The 14,908-nt window shown below is 71.8% G+C and carries 12 protein-coding genes; 8 read left to right on the forward strand and 4 right to left on the reverse strand.

The window, feature by feature from the left end:
* Positions 1 to 75: 75 nt before the first annotated feature.
* Positions 76 to 693: a TetR/AcrR family transcriptional regulator gene (locus tag ACFW6B_RS33945; RefSeq protein ID WP_386602285.1), complete on the reverse strand. Its 618-nt coding sequence runs from the start codon at positions 691 to 693 to the stop codon at positions 76 to 78.
* 446 nt (positions 694 to 1,139) lie between these two features.
* On the opposite strand from ACFW6B_RS33945, the gene ACFW6B_RS33950 reads away from it, so the two are divergent.
* On the forward strand, positions 1,140 to 2,108 hold the full coding sequence (locus ACFW6B_RS33950) for a hypothetical protein (protein WP_386602287.1): 969 nt from the start codon (positions 1,140 to 1,142) through the stop codon (positions 2,106 to 2,108).
* A gap of 116 nt (positions 2,109 to 2,224) precedes the next feature.
* On the opposite strand, the gene ACFW6B_RS33955 is transcribed toward ACFW6B_RS33950, so the two are convergent.
* Together ACFW6B_RS33955 and ACFW6B_RS33960 are read right to left on the reverse strand one after the other, a co-directional pair.
* Positions 2,225 to 4,276, reverse strand: coding sequence for a phosphocholine-specific phospholipase C (locus tag ACFW6B_RS33955; protein WP_386602289.1), 2,052 nt, complete (start codon positions 4,274 to 4,276; stop codon positions 2,225 to 2,227).
* A 200-nt stretch (positions 4,277 to 4,476) separates the two neighbouring features.
* Positions 4,477 to 4,941 carry a DUF3592 domain-containing protein gene (locus tag ACFW6B_RS33960; protein ID WP_386602291.1) on the reverse strand — a complete coding sequence of 155 codons (465 nt, stop codon included), beginning with the start codon at positions 4,939 to 4,941 and terminating at the stop codon, positions 4,477 to 4,479.
* A 357-nt stretch (positions 4,942 to 5,298) separates the two neighbouring features.
* Between ACFW6B_RS33960 and ACFW6B_RS33965 the strand changes: the two genes are divergently transcribed.
* The 3 genes from ACFW6B_RS33965 (at position 5,299) to ACFW6B_RS33975 (ending at position 10,524) form a co-directional block, all read left to right on the forward strand.
* Positions 5,299 to 8,241, forward strand: coding sequence for a hypothetical protein (locus ACFW6B_RS33965; RefSeq protein ID WP_386602293.1), 2,943 nt, complete (start codon positions 5,299 to 5,301; stop codon positions 8,239 to 8,241).
* Between the two features lie 250 nt (positions 8,242 to 8,491).
* Positions 8,492 to 9,556, forward strand: coding sequence for a Rieske 2Fe-2S domain-containing protein (locus tag ACFW6B_RS33970; RefSeq protein WP_386602295.1), 1,065 nt, complete (start codon positions 8,492 to 8,494; stop codon positions 9,554 to 9,556).
* Entirely contained in the window at positions 9,553 to 10,524 is a 972-nt protein-coding gene (locus ACFW6B_RS33975; RefSeq protein ID WP_386602297.1) for a PDR/VanB family oxidoreductase, read from the forward strand. Before ACFW6B_RS33970 ends, ACFW6B_RS33975 begins: the two co-directional genes overlap by 4 nt.
* On the opposite strand, the gene ACFW6B_RS33980 is transcribed toward ACFW6B_RS33975, so the two are convergent.
* On the reverse strand, positions 10,475 to 11,290 hold the full coding sequence (locus ACFW6B_RS33980; RefSeq protein WP_386602299.1) for an IclR family transcriptional regulator C-terminal domain-containing protein: 816 nt from the start codon (positions 11,288 to 11,290) through the stop codon (positions 10,475 to 10,477). The genes ACFW6B_RS33975 and ACFW6B_RS33980 overlap by 50 nt on opposite strands.
* A 183-nt stretch (positions 11,291 to 11,473) precedes the next feature.
* Between ACFW6B_RS33980 and ACFW6B_RS33985 the strand changes: the two genes are divergently transcribed.
* The 4 genes from ACFW6B_RS33985 to ACFW6B_RS34000 are packed head-to-tail and all read left to right on the forward strand — an operon-like array spanning position 11,474 to position 14,908.
* Positions 11,474 to 12,445, forward strand: a complete 972-nt coding sequence (locus ACFW6B_RS33985) for an ABC transporter substrate-binding protein (protein ID WP_386602301.1) — start codon at positions 11,474 to 11,476, stop codon at positions 12,443 to 12,445.
* Positions 12,442 to 13,248, forward strand: coding sequence for an ABC transporter permease (locus ACFW6B_RS33990; protein WP_386602303.1), 807 nt, complete (start codon positions 12,442 to 12,444; stop codon positions 13,246 to 13,248). Before ACFW6B_RS33985 ends, ACFW6B_RS33990 begins: the two co-directional genes overlap by 4 nt.
* A gap of 5 nt (positions 13,249 to 13,253) precedes the next feature.
* Entirely contained in the window at positions 13,254 to 14,063 is an 810-nt protein-coding gene (locus ACFW6B_RS33995; protein WP_386602345.1) for an ABC transporter permease, read from the forward strand.
* A gap of 23 nt (positions 14,064 to 14,086) precedes the next feature.
* Positions 14,087 to 14,908, forward strand: a complete 822-nt coding sequence (locus ACFW6B_RS34000) for an ABC transporter ATP-binding protein (RefSeq protein ID WP_386602306.1) — start codon at positions 14,087 to 14,089, stop codon at positions 14,906 to 14,908.

Genomic DNA, 14,908 nt, shown 5'->3' on the forward strand with positions numbered 1-14,908 from the left:
GTGCGCCGCCCCCGTCCCCACGGTGCGGCGCGAACAGGCCGACGTCCGGTCATCCCACGGACGACGGCCTGAGACTCAGTCGAGGCCGAGCGTCGGCAGCACGACGGCCTCCACGAACCGCGTGAGGTACGCCGCGTCCGCGTACCGCCCCTCCAGCAGGGGGCGCACCCTCAGGACACCGAGCATCTGGGCCGGGATGAACTCCAGCGCCGGGTGACCCGCGTCGACCTCACCGCGCTCGACACCGCGGCCGATCATCTCCCGCAGCTCGGCGACCTCGGGTTCGACGAGCGCGTCGCGCAGCGCCCGCTGGAGCTCCGCGTCCTGCATCACGGCGTTGCCTAGGCCCTGCAGGAGCTGCGTGCCGTCCCGGGCCGACCACTCGCCCGCCGCCGCGGCCGCCGCGCGGAGGTCGCCGGCGAGCGAGCCGGTGTCGATCCCCGTGAACCGCGGACAGCGGTTGTTGCGCAGCGCCGCGGCCACGAACTGCGGCTTCGTCTTCCACTGCCGGTAGAGCGTGGACTTGCTGCACCGGGTGCTGGCGGCGACGCCCTCCATCGTGAGCGCCTCGTAGCCGCATTCCCGGATCTGTTCGAGCACGGCGTCGTAGAACTCCTGCTCACGCTCGGGCGTGATCTTGGAGCGGCGCGAGGCGACGACCGTCTCCGGTCCGTCCGCGGCCTGCGACGTCATGGCGCTTCTCCTAGCTCCAACCGGCCGATGCCGGTGCGGTCTTGCGCTCAGTGTAATCGACACGGGAAGGTACCGGTACGAGTCCGTATCGATACACAAGCGTATCGGTACACCTCCGTATCGGTACACTGCCGTATCGGTACACTACCGTATCGATGAGCCTCGGACGGGAGCCGGTCGTCCCGCGCCGGGAAGCCCGACCGGCTCCCGTCCTGGGCTCACCGCGCACCTCACGAGACCAGACCGTCAGCAAGGGGACCTGGGATGGATTCCCGAACCGAGCCCGCGGACCCGGCATCCGGGTCCGCGTCACGAGCGGAGCCGCCCGACGCGGCGACACCCGCGGCCGCGCCGCACGGCGCGGCCGCCCCCACGCGTCCGCGCCCGGGCCGCGGGCCCGTCGGGGACCCCGTACGCGATCCGTCCGGACCCGCGGGAGCCGGGCGATGAACCCGACGCTCGTCGCCGTCGTCCTCTCCCTGTTCTCCTCCGTCGCCTACGCCTCCGCGGCCGTCGCGCAGGAGCGGCTCGCCGCCCGGTCGGCGGGCTCGGGCACGCTGCGCCTGCTGGCCCGGGGCGCCTGGTGGTGGTCGGTGGCCCTGAACGCCTCGGCCGCGCTGCTGCACGTGGCGGCCCTCAGGTACGGAACCCTCACGCTGGTCCAGCCGCTCGGGGCGCTCACCCTGGTGGCCGCCGTGCCGCTGGGCGCGCGGGCCGCCGGGCGGCGGGTCAGCGCGGTCGAGTGGCGCGGCACGGCGCTCACGCTGACCGGCCTCGCCGCACTGCTCGTCGCGGCGTCGGGGTCCGCGCCGGAGAAGACGCTGAGCCTGCCGCAGGCGCTCGCGGTCGCGGGAACGACCGCCGCGGTGATCGGCGCGCTGACGCGCGGTGCCCGGCCGGGCCTGCGGCACGCGACGGGCTCGGGGTTCGCCTCGGGCGTGGCCTCGGCCCTCACCCAGACCGTGACGGTCGCCGCGACCGACCGTTCGGACTCACCGCTCAGCGCGCAGGTCGTCGTGGTGGCATTGCTCGTGGCGGCCTTCGCGGCGGGTGGGCTGCTGCTGTCGCAGACCGCCTACCAGGGCGGGCTCGGCGCCCCGCTGGCCGTCGTGACGCTCGCCAACCCGCTGGCCGCGGCGGCGATCGGGCTGTCCCTGCTCGGCGAGCGCCTCCAGGGCGGCGCGGCGGGCCTGCTGCTCGCGTTCGGCGGAGCGTCGATCGCCGCGTGGGGCGTGGTGACGCTGTCCCGTTCGACGCCCGAGCCCGCCGCGGCGCCGACGGGTACCGGTCCGAAGAGCCCGGCGGACGACGACCACCCGGTCGCCGCCGTCCTGGCCCTGGGAGCGCACGGGGCCGCGTACGAGCCCCCGCTGCTGCCCCGGCAGAACGGCTCGGGCCGTCTGACGCCCCGGTAGGAGGCCGTACGCCAGGACGTCGCCCCGGGAGACCGGGCACGGGTGGCGGACGGGACCCGCCGGAAGGGCGGCCGCGGAGCTCTCCGCGGCCGCCCTTCGGTCGCGTCCGTGTCCCGTCAGACGGTGACGAGGGCCGGGTCGCTCACGCCGGGACGGCCGTTCTCGACGTGTCCGGCGAACCGCCGCAGGAAGCCCGCCCGGCCGTCGACGGCCACGCCGAGGTCGTACCAGCGCCGGCTCGCCCGCAGGTCCACCATGTGCTTCACGGTCGCGCCCGCCCGGACCCGAAAGACCCTGGACGGTCCCCCGTAGCCGTTCGTGAGCCTGAGCGTCGCCGTGGCGGCACCCTTGTTGACGAAGGTGAGCTCCACGTCACCGCCGGTGTGGCGGGCGGTGATCTCCGGTTCCGCCGCCTTGCCCGCACCCTTGAAGGCGCGCAGGAAGCCGTTCGGACCGTGCACCGTGAGGTCGTACGAGCCGCCCGAGCGGGCCTGGTTCCAGGTGTCCGAGACCGTGCCGCCCGCCGCGGTGGTGTACGTCCAGGGGCCGTCGGCGCGGTTGCCGGAGGTGACGAGGAAGGCCGCGCCCGCCCCGGCGCCGGAGCCGAAGGCCAGCGTGAACGTGCCGGCCGCGGTGTCCGCCGAACCGTCCACGAACGGCGCGTACTTGAGCGGACGGGTCGGACGCGAGCCGCGCTCCTGCCGGGGCAGGGCGGGGTTCGCGGGCGGGGTCGGCACGTAGTCGGGGTGGCGGTCGCCGTCCGGCGGCCGGTAGCCGTCGGTGCAGGGCAGGGTGACCGGAGCGGTGTCCTCGCGGGAGAAGTCGAAGGCGGCCGTGAGATCGCCGCAGACGGCGCGCCGCCAGGGCGAGATGTTGGGCTCGCACACCCCGAACCGGGCTTCCATGAACCGGATGACCGAGGTGTGGTCGAGCGTCTCGGAGCAGACGTAACCGCCCTTGCTCCAGGGCGAGACGACGAGCATCGGCACCCGCTGGCCCAGTCCGTACGGTCCGGCCGCGTGGGTCGCGTCGCCCGCGTACAGATCCGGGCCGACGTCGACCGTGGACCTGCCCTGTGCCGGTGACTGCGGCGGGAAGGGCGGCACCAGGTGGTCGAAGAAGCCGTCGTTCTCGTCGTACGTGACGAACAGGGCCGTCCTGCTCCACACCCCGGGGTCGGAGGTGAGCGCGTCCAGCACCTGCGAGATGTACCAGGCTCCGTAGTTGGCGGGCCAGTTGGGGTGCTCGCTGAACGCCTCGGGAGCGGCGATCCAGGAGACCTGCGGCAGTGTGCCGCCCCGCACGTCGGCCCTGAGCCGGTCGAAGAACCCCTCGCCCCTGCGGGCGTCGGTGCCGGTGCGGGCCTTGTCGTACAGCGGGTCGCCCGGCCGGGCGTTGCGGTAACGGTCGAAGTACAGCAGCGAGTTGTCGCCATAGTTGCCCCGGTAGGCGTCGGGGATCCAGCCCCAGGAGCCGTTCGCGTCCAGTCCGTCGCCGACGTCCTGGTACACCTTCCAGGAGATCCCGGCCTCCTCCAGCCGCTCCGGGTACGTCGTCCAGCCGTACCCGGTCTCGTCGTTGCCCAGGACCGGGCCGCCGCCCTTGCCGTCGTTGCCCGTGTACCCCGTCCACATGTAGTAGCGGTTGGGGTCCGTCGAGCCGATGAACGAGCAGTGGTACGCGTCGCAGACGGTGAACGCGTCGGCCAGCGCGTAGTGGAACGGGATGTCCTCGCGCGTCAGATACGCCATCGTCGTGGCCGACTTGGCGGGTATCCACTTGTCGTACCTGCCCCTGTTGAACGCGGCCTGCCCGTCGCTCCAGCCGTGCGGCAGGTCCTTGATGAACGCGAGACCGAGGTCGTCCAGCTCCGGGCGGAAGGGGAGCACGTCCTTGGTGCCGTCCGACTGGTACCAGACCGGCTTGGGGCCTGCCGGGGACGCCGGGCGCGGGTCGCCGAAGCCGCGGACACCTCTCATCGAGCCGAAGTAGTGGTCGAACGAACGGTTCTCCTGCATCAGGACGACGATGTGCTCGACGTCCTCGATCGTGCCCGAACGACGGTGCGCCGGCAGGGCCGCCGCCCGCTGGACGCTGCCGGCCAGCGCGGTCAACGCCGCCGTACCGCCGGCGATCTGGAAGAAACGGCGCCGATTCACTTGGGGCATGGGTGGGTGACCTCTTGTCCTGACGGGCCCTTTGGCCGGAGGGTGATGGACCGTGCGCGAAGGGAGTTTTCCAAGCGCACCGAACGTCAGGAAAGGGCCCACTGTCCCGTGCGTGAAGGTCGGCGGTACGCCGGGCGAACCGTTCCGGCCGACGGGCCGCTCCGGTCGGCGGAGCGGCCGGGGCGGACCCCCGTCCCGCACTAGCCTCCGGACGCGAACAGGGAGACCACGCCGATCCCGGCCCCGGCGATGACCAGCGAGACCACCAACGCGACGCCGAGAAAGGCCAGAAGACAGCCGAGTTCCCGCTGGGCCGTCCGGTCGCCGGGCAGGGCGACCGTGGCCCCTTCCGGATCCTGCGGCAGGTAGGAGACGGTGAGCAGGTCGCCCGGCACGGTGGTGTGCGGGGCGGCGTCCTCGAACCGGACCTGCCGGCCGTCGTGGGTGACGTATTCGAAGAGGTAGTGGCGCCGCGTCGAGGGGGCGCGGCCCCCGCCGTAGCGCCGCACCGTCTCGACCCGTATGCATCTGCCCTCGGTACGCAGACCGTGCCGCTGCGCCCGTGTCCGCCGACGCACCTTCCTGACCGCCGCCACACCCGCCACGACCGGGGCGACCACGATCGCGGACAGGATGACGACGACAACGACGGCGACGAAGAGCATGGCGAATTCCTTGCGGTGCGTTTGGTGCTGACGGAGCGTCGGGCCGACGGCCCCTCGCACGCCAAGACGGGTGCCGGACCACACGCGTTCCACCGGAATCGCCTGACCTCGGGCGGTTACCCGAACGCCTGAGGTGGACATGATCAGAGCGACATCGGAGAGCGGGTGATCCCGGCCACGGAGAGATCCGTGCGCCCGGCCAGGACGAGGGAGGCGGCGTGCGGGCGATCGCGATACGAGCGCACCGCGTGCGCGCCTTTTCATTAGCGGTCGACTAGCGACAAATCCGCAGTACCGCGCATTCCGTCCATAGACTCGCACAACACCCTCCTGACATATGCCAGTTGGAGGTTCCCCTTGTCCTTGCCGCATCCGCCCCTCGACGACGAGCGGCCCCGTGTCGTGTCCACCGACTTCCACTCGATCGTCCGGGTGCTCGACCCGTACGTCACCGACCGCCGGGCCGGCTCGCCCCGCCGGAACGGGCCCCGCGAACACCGGCTCCCGGCCCTCCTGCTGACCCGGCCGGACGGCCCGGACGGCGGCGCGGCCACGGACGCCGCCGGTCCGGATCCGGAACTCACCGCGCTCCTGCTGGAGTTCGTGAAACGCCTCAAGTCCTCCAGGACCGAGGCGAGGAGCACCTACTTCGTCCCGCACGCGGTCGTCGACGACGCGCTGCCGGACGGACCCGGCGCACTGCCGGACGAGCCCGACGCGAGGACGGACGAGCCCGGCACTCAGGCGGACGGACCCGACGTGCAGGCGGACGGACCGCACCCGCGCCCGCTGCCACTGGAGGATGTCGCGGAGCAGCTCAGGAAGTCCATGCCGGAAGGTGCCGGGACGCTGCGGCTGCCCGCGTTCGACGCCTGTCTGTCCGTGCTGCGCGCTTCCGTCCGGGAGAACGACGCGGCGGGGCAGCGGCGCGCCCTGCGGAAGCTGCTGTGCGACACGTACTCCCAGAGGTTCCAGGAGTCCGTCCCCGTCACCCAGCTCGGCAACGCCCTGGACGGACTGTGGGGCGCCCCCTTCCGCCTGCTCGGCGCCGTGACCGCCTGGCTGTGGCGCCAGTGGTACGGCATGCGCGTCGACAAGCGCCACCTGTGGGTGAGCCGCATGCTGGACCTGCCCGGCCGGAGCTTCCTCAGAGCGGCGGTGCAGTTGCGGGTGACGCACCGGATCGCCCTGGCCCGGGAGGCGGTGCGGCCCGCGGGGTCGCGCGAGGCGGAGCTGGTCCGAGAGATCCTCCTCACCGCGCTGATCCGCGACCTCGCCAGGGCGGCCCGGCCCCGCGCGTGGAGTCACCTCCGCCCCCGGCGCACCTGGGCCTTCGTGGTGTTCCTGCCGACGGTGGGCGGCGCGGGATCCGCCTGCCGCGAGTTCCTGGACACCTACGCCGCCGTCTCGGGCGGCATCGAGAGCAGTCCGCTCCTGGTGCTGGACGCCGCCACCGGCGCGCTCCCCCCGTACGCCGCGAGTCCGCCGCCGCAGGCCCTGCCCGCGCAGAGAGGCACATCCGACGCGCACCCCTTGGGCCAGGCGGTGACGGCGCTGTTCTCGGCGGCGACGGCGGGCACCGCCACCGAGGCGGTGCACGTGCTGCCCCTGCCGCGCACCCCGGACGAGGGCACGTCCGACGGCGGCACCCCGGGCAACGGCACCCCCGACGGGGGCGCACCGGACAACGGCACTCCGGCGGCGGAGGTTCCCCCGCCTCCCGCGATGGACTTCCGTCGTCCCCGTGTCCTCGACTGGTGGCGCCCGGTGGCCGCCGCCACCGCCGCGGCGATGCTGTGCACGGGCGGTCTGGTACTGGCCCGGGAGCTGATGGGGTTCCTCCCCGACGGGAGTCTCGCGGACTCCTGCCGCCACGTGGAGAAAGGAGAGGTCGTCGGTCTGACCGACGGCAACGACGGCTGCGACCTGGCCCACGGCGAGTACGCGGCGGACCTGCGGAAGCTGGAGAAGATCCTCGGCCGGCAGAACGCGCAGGTGAACACGGACAAGCCGTACCGCACGATCGTCTTCTTCGCGCCGCTGAGCGTCGGCTCGGAGTCCAAGCGCACCGCGCCCATCGGCTTCCAGACACTGCGCGGCGCGCTGCTCGCCCAGAAGGACGTGAACGACCGGCGTCTCAAGGTCCAGGTGCCCGTACGACTGCTCGTCGCCAACGCGGGCGAATACTTCCGCTACGGCTCGCGCGGCGGCCTCAACACGAGCAACGACAGCGGTGTGGACGTCGCGCAGATGATCGTCGACCGCGCGGAACGGGACCACATCGCGGCGGTCATGGGCCTCGCCCAGAGCCGCCCGGAGTCCCAGCAGGCCGCGATCGAACTGGGAGAACACGGCATCACCGTCCTCGGGACCGGCGTCTCGGGCCAGCGCATGGTCGACGGCGGCTCGCCCGTGTCGTACTTCCAGCTCTCACCGCCCGACGCGCGCATCGCCGAGGTCATGGCCACCTTCGCCCGCAACTCCCCCGGACTGCGCGCTCTGACGAAACCGGCTCCCGGCAGCTCCGGCCCTGCCGCCGTCGTCGTCCACGACCCCAAGGACGAGTACTTCAGCGCCGACCTCGCCCAGCGCTTCGGCGACGCCTACCGCTCGACCGGGCCGGTGCACCTCGTGGACTACCCCGAAGCGGCGGACGGGCGCCTGACGCAGGACACCGCGGCCAAGGTCTGCGGTCTCGTCCAGCGGACCAAGGGCTTCGTCCTGTACGCGGGCCGCGCCAGCGTCATGGAGGACCTGTTCGACGCGATGCAACGCAACCGGGACTGCCGGGGCCCCTGGACACCGGTGCCGGTGCTGGCGGAGAGCCCGGCTCCGGAAGTCGTTCTGCATCCGAGCCGGATGACGGTGAACTACTACGCGCTGAGGCTCTTCTACAACCAGTTCAGCCTGCCCCCGCCTGACGGACCGTTCGGCGAGAAGTTCAGCAAGGCATTCCACCTGTCCGCCGAGAACGACGCCGCGCTCGGCTACGACGCCGTCGGCATCCTCTCCTCGACCATGAACGCCGTCTTCGCGACGGACGACGACTTCTCGTCGAAGGCACTGGTCACCCGGCTGCAGGATCCCGGTGTCCACGACTACGCCGGAGAGTCCGGGATCATCACCCTGGACCGCGACCACCACTACCCCCCGGACAAGGAGATCCATGTCCGCGAGATCACTCCCGACGGGAAGAAGCACACGGAACTGACCTGCGGAGTGCTCTCCCAGGGCGCGAAGAGCGTCACCCACTGGGGCCCCGGAGGCCGCTTCGACTGCCCCATGGACAAAGCCTCCTGACGATCCGTCATGCCGGTGCGGGAGCGACACCCTCCCGCACCGGCCGGCGGTGCCCCTCAGCGGCTCCGGCGCCGAAGGCGATCGAGGACCACGGTCCGGGGAACGGCGGCGCGGGGCCGCCGAATCGGCACACCCGGAATCTGTGCACGACGTGCGGCCCTGGCTACCGTGGCAGGGCGGAAGCCGTGTCGCGTCCCCGTGACGCCCTTCCGGACGAGGTCGCCGCCGCCCAACGACGGGAGCCGCAGCCATGCCGCACATGACCGCCTTCGCCAGGAACCAGTGGTACGTCGTCGCCTTCACCTACGAGATCGGGCGCGAACTCGTCGGACGGACCGTCCTCGGGGAGCCGCTCGTGCTCTACCGGACCGAGGAGGACGGGGCGGCCGTCGTGCTGTCGGACCGGTGTGTGCACCGGCGTTTCCCGCTCTCGGAGAGCCGTCTCGACGGTGACCGGATCGTGTGCGGTTACCACGGGTTCACCTACGACCCGACCGGCGCGTGCGTGTACGTGCCGGGGCAGAAGCGGATACCGCGCACCGCCCGTATCGCCTCCTACCCGGTCGTCGAGCAGGACCTGTTCGTCTGGGTCTGGATCGGCGACCCCGCGCTCGCCGACCCCGCGTCCGTCCCGCGCGCGCCGCACATGGACTCGCCCGGCTGGACGACGGTCAGCGGCATGGAACCCGTCGACGCGGACTACGGACTCCTCGTCGACAACCTCCTCGACCTCTCGCACGAGACGTACCTGCACGGCGGCTACATCGGCACGCCCGAGGTCGCCGAGACGCCGATCACCACCGAGGTGGACGAGGAGGCGGGGATCGTGCGCGTCTCCCGGCGCATGGGCGACGCCGAGTGCCCGCCCTTCTACGCGCGGTCGACCGGCATCGAGGGCCGCGTCACGCGCTGGCAGGACATCGAGTACCACGCGCCGTGCCTGTACCTGCTGCACAGCAGGATCGCTCCGGCCGGCGTGCCGCCGGAGACGGACGGCGGTGATCCGAACGCCTTCCACACCGAGATCACCTACGCCATCACGCCGTCGCGCGAGGGAAAGGTGTACGACTTCTGGGCGGTCTCGCGCGACTTCGCCCGTTCGGACGACGAAGTCAGCTCCTTCATGCGGGAGTTGAACCACAGGGTCGTGATGCAGGACGTCGACGCGCTCAACCTCCTCCAGCGGACCCTCGCCTCCGAACGCGTCGGCCACCAGGAGCTGAGCATCGCCATCGACGCCGGCGGTCTCGCCGCCCGGCGCGTCCTGGCCCGCCTGGTCGAGGAGGGCGACAAGCCGGCGGAGAGGGTGCGGTGACCGGTCCGGCCCGCGAGAGCGCGCACGAGCGGGAACTCGTCGTCGAGCGGCGGGAGTCCGTCGCCGCGGACGTGCTCGCGCTGATCCTGCGGCATCCGCTCGGCGGCGGACTCCCGCCCTGGGAGCCGGGCGCCCATGTCGACCTGCTGCTCGGGCCCGGGCTCGAACGGCAGTACTCCCTGTGCGGCGATCCGGCCGACCGCGGGACGTGGCGGATCGCGGTGCTGCGCGAACCGGACGGGCGCGGCGGATCGGCGTACGTGCACGACCGGTTGCGCGAGGGCGACAAGGTCCGGGTCCGGGGCCCGCGCAACCGCTTCGCGCTCGTGCCCGCCCCGCGCTACCTCTTCGTCGCGGGCGGGATCGGCATCACCCCGATCCTGCCGATGCTCGCCGCGGCCGAGACGGCGGGCGCCGATTGGACCCTGCTGTACGGCGGCCGGACCCGCGGCTCCATGGCGTTCACCGAGGAACTGGGGCGGTACGGGGACCGGGTCACCCTCGCTCCCCGGGACGAGACCGGACCCCTCGGCCTCTCCTGCGCGCTCGGCGGGGTCCTCGGGGACACCCTCGTCTACTGCTGCGGTCCCGGACCGCTGCTCGACGCGGTCGAGGAGCGCTGTCCGGCCGCCCTGCTGCACGTCGAGCGGTTCCGGCCGAAGGACCGGGAAGGCGACGGGAAGACGGAGTTCGACGGGGAGACGGAGTTCGAGGTCGCCCTGGAGCGTTCGGGGCGGACGGTCGTCGTCGTCCCGGGGGTCTCCGTCCTCGACGCCGTGCGCGCCGCCGGTGTCGACGTCCTCTACTCCTGCGCCGAGGGAACGTGCGGGACCTGCGAGACGGACGTGCTCGAAGGGACCCCGGACCACCGGGACTCGGTGCTCACCGACGAGGAGCGGGAGGCGGGCGGAACCATGCTCATCTGCGTGTCCCGCTGTCGCGGGCAGCGGCTCGTCCTGGACCTGTGACCGCGAGGTCCCGCTCGATCCGCGCGACCGTCTCCAGCAGGTGCGGCAGCAGGTCGCGGCGGACGGATTCCAGGGTGTTGCGGCTGGCGTGCACGGGGATGTTCGCGGCCGCCACCACGGTGCCGTCCCGGCCGCGCACGGGGGCGGCGACAGAGCGGAGTCCCTCCTCCAGCTCCTGGTCGACGACGGCGTACCCCTGGCGCCGCACCCGGGCCAGTTCCGCTCTCAGCAGGTCCGGTGAGACGATCGTGCGCGCGGTCAGGGGGCGCAGGTCCGCCCGCTCCAGCCGGGTGTCGATCTCGTCGTCGGTGAGGTGCGCGAGGATCACCCGGCCCACGGAGGTGGCGTGGGCGGGGAAGCGGGTGCCGACGGTGATCGCCACCGTCATGATGCGCCTTGCCGGGACCCGCGCCACGTACACGATGTCGTCGCCGTCGAGGACGCAGAGCGAGCTCGACTCCCCTACCCGTTCGGCGAGTTGCTTCAGATGGGGCTCCGCGAGCTCGGGGAGCGTGAAGCCCGAGAGATAGGCGTAGCCGAGTTCCAGCACGCGCGGGGTGAGCCGGAAGACGCGGCCGTCCGTGCGGACGTATCCGAGGTCGACCAGGGTCAGCAGGAAGCGGCGCGCCGCCGCGCGGGTCAGGCCGCAGCCGCGCGCGACCTCACTGAGCGTCAGTTCCGGCCGCTCGGCGCCGAACACGCGGATGACGGCGAGTCCTCGCTCGAAGGAGCGGACGAAGTGGGGGGCTCGGTCTGCTGCAGGCATCGTCGCCTCCAGGGGGACGCACGGAACGCCCTCGCACGGAACGGGAGCATTCCGATAACTGTCAACAATATTGTCAGCCATAGCCATTGACCCGGCACGGACGGGGTTCTACCTTCGCGCTGAGCACCATTGTGCGGTGTGCGCACGCCCTGTCGGAACACTCTCGTCTGCACAGGAGGAGCCATGCGTCGTCTGCTCGCCGGTATCGCGGTCGGAGCCTTGCTGGTCGCCGCGTCGGCCTGCGGTTCGTCCGACGGCGGTGGCGCCTCGGACAAGAACTCCTCGTCCGGCGGTACCACCACCGTGAAGCTGGGCGTCATCCCCATCGTCGACGTCGCCCCCGTCTATCTGGGCCAGAAGAAGGGCTTCTACAAGAAGCACGGGCTGACCCTGTCGATGACGGCCGCGCAGGGCGGCGCGGCGATCGTCCCGGGTGTCGTCTCGGGCCAGTTCCAGTTCGGGTTCTCCAACGTGACCTCGCTGATGATCGCCCAGTCCAACGGCGTTCCCGTGAAGGCCATCGCGAACGGCGTCGCCTCGACGGGCGTGACGGGCGCGGACTTCGGCGCCATCACGGTGAAGAAGGGCAGCGCGATCACGTCGGCGAAGGACCTGGAGGGCAAGAAGGTCGCCGTCAACACGCTGAAGAACATCAACGAGACGGCCGTGCGCGAGTCGGTGCGCAAGGCGGGCGGCGATCCCTCCGAGGTGAAGTTCGTCGAGCTCGCCTTCGACCAGATGCCCGCGGCCCTCGACAGCGGTCAGATCGACGCCGCGATGGTGGTCGAGCCGGCGCTCGCCACCGTCAAGAGCCAGGGAGCGACCGAGATCGCCTCCTCCCTGGTCGACGTGGCGAAGAACCTCACCGTCGCCATGTACTTCACCTCGAACCAGTACGCGCAGCAACACCCCGACGTGGTCGAGAAGTTCCAGGAGGCCACGGCGGAGTCCCTGGCCTACGCCGACGCGCACCCGGACGAGGTCCGGCAGATCGTCACCACGTACACGAAGATCTCGGCGGACGTGCTGGCCGAGGTGACCCTGCCCAAGTGGCCGGCCGAGGAGAACCGGGCCTCGATCGAGGCGCTGGAGAAGCTGGGCGAGCAGGACGGCCTCTTCAAGACGGCGCCCGACCTGGACGAGCTGCTGCCGTGACACGGACGCGAGCGCGCGGCGGCTCCACCGACCGGGCCGTGAACGCCGCACTGGGCGCCGCCGGGCTCGCGGCCTTCCTCGCCCTCGGCGAGGCGGTGCCGCGGCTCGGCATCGTCAAGGAGCAGTTCTTCCCGCCGACAAGCCGGATCGCGCGGGCCCTCGGCGACGAGATCACCGACCGTGCCTTCTGGACGGATCTCGGCGACACCCTCACGGGCTGGGCCCTGGGCCTCGCGATCGCCGTCGGCGCGGGCGTCGTGGCGGGGGTGCTCGTCTCGGTCGTGCCGTACCTGCGCGAGGCGACCGCCTCGACGATCGAGTTCCTGCGCCCCATCCCCTCGGTGGCCCTGATCCCGCTCGCCGTCCTCCTCTACGGCACCGGACTGAGGTCGGTCCTCCTGCTGGTCGTGTACGCGTCCTTCTGGCAGGTACTCGTGCAGGTCATGTACGGCGTGCGGGACGTGGACCCGGTGGCGGAGGAGACGGCGCGCTCGTACGGGCTCGACGCCTGGGCCCGGGTCCGTCATGTGCTGTGGCCGACCGCGCTGCCGTACGTCATGACGGGCGTCCGGCTCGCCGCGGCCGTCGCGCTCATCCTCACGGTGACCGCCGAACTCGTCATCGGGGCACCGGGGTTGGGCGCGCGCATCGCGGTCGCCCAGACCTCGCAGGCGGTGCCCGAGATGTACGCGCTGATCGTGGTCACGGGTCTGCTCGGGCTGCTGATCAACGTGGGCGCGCGGTCGATCGAGCGCTACGCGCTGGCCTGGCACCAGTCGGTGCGCGGGGAGGTGTCGGTGTGAAGGACCTGCCGGCCGGGCCCGGAAGGCCGAACCCGTGGGGCGGCCTCCTGCTGCGGGCGCTGTTCACCGTCGCGCTCCCGGCGCTGCTGGTCGTCGTCTGGTGGCTCGCCTCCGACAGGAGCACCGACGTCTACTGGCCCCCGCTGCGGACGATCCTCAGCACGTTCCCCGACGTCTGGACCCGTGCGCGGCTCCGCGCCGATCTGGTGCCCAGCCTGCTGCGGCTGCTCGCCGGCTACACGTCGGCCGCGACCGTGGGGATCGCCCTCGGGGCGCTCATCGGCTCGTACCGGCGGGTGCGGGCGGTGTGCGAACCGGTCCTGGAGTTCCTGCGCGCGGTGCCTCCGCCCGTCCTCGTGCCGGTCATCATGCTGTTCGCGGGCATCGGGGACACAATGAAGATCGTCGTGATCGCGAGCGGCTGCGTGTGGCCGATCCTGCTCAACACGATCGAGGGCGTGCGCGCCGTGGACTCCGTGATGTCCGAGACGGCCCGCTCGTACGGCATCACGGGTCAGGCCCGGATACGGGCCCTCGTCCTGCCGTCGGCGAGCCCGCAGATCTTCGCGGGCCTGCGCCAGGCACTGTCCATCGGCATCATCCTGATGGTCATCAGCGAGATGTTCGCGCCCAGCAACGGACTCGGCTTCACCATCGTGCAGTTCCAGCGCGGCTTCGCGATCCCCGACATGTGGACCGGGATCCTCGTCCTCGGTCTGCTCGGTTTCCTCCTCTCGGTGCTCTTCCACCTGGTCGAGCGCCAGGTCCTCGGCTGGTACCACGGTCTGCGCGACTCCTCCAGGCGGTCCCCGTGACGTCGCTCGCGAAAGGGCGGTCCATGCACGCGTCTTTGGTCGTGTCCGGCCTGCGGAAGGTCTACGAGGGGTCGGGACGCCGGGTGGAGGCGGTCCGCGATCTCACCTTCACCGTGGACGCGGGTGAACTCGTCTGTCTGGTCGGCCCGTCGGGCTGCGGCAAGACCACCCTGCTGAAGTGCGTGGGCGGTCTGCTCGCGCCGACCTCGGGCGAGGTGCTGCTCGGCGGCCGGCGGGTGACCGGTCCGCCGCCGGGCATGGCGTTCGTGTTCCAGGAGTACGGGCGCAGCCTGTTTCCCTGGATGAGGGTCGGCGAGAACGTCGAACTCCCCCTGAAACAGAAGGGTCTGAGCAAGGGGCGGCGCCGGGAGCTGGTCGACGACGCGCTGGAGTCCGTGGGTCTGGCCGACGCCGCGAGGGCCTATCCGTGGCAGCTCTCGGGCGGCATGCAGCAACGGGTCGCCATCGCGCGGGCGCTGGCGTACGAGCCGGAAGTGCTGCTCATGGACGAGCCGTTCGCGGCGGTCGACGCGCAGACCCGTGCCGACCTGGAGGATCTGGTGCGCCGATTGTGGCGGCAGCGCGGGATCACCGTCCTGTTCGTGACCCATGACATCGACGAGGCGGTCTACCTGGGTGAGCGGGTTCTGGTCCTCTCGGCCTCCCCCACCGTCGTACGGGAGCAGCTGAAGGTCGATCTCCCCGAGGAGCGCGACCAGTTGCGCACCCGGGCCGCCCCGCGCTTCACCGAGTTGCGGACCCATGTGTACGAGCAGATCCAGGCGGCGAAACGCGGGGAGCCGGCCGTCGAGGACGCGCCTCCGTCCGACCGGCGCGACCGGTGA

It is taken from the genome of Streptomyces sp. NPDC058751 (assembly GCF_042746485.1).
Lineage (GTDB): Bacteria > Actinomycetota > Actinomycetes > Streptomycetales > Streptomycetaceae > Streptomyces.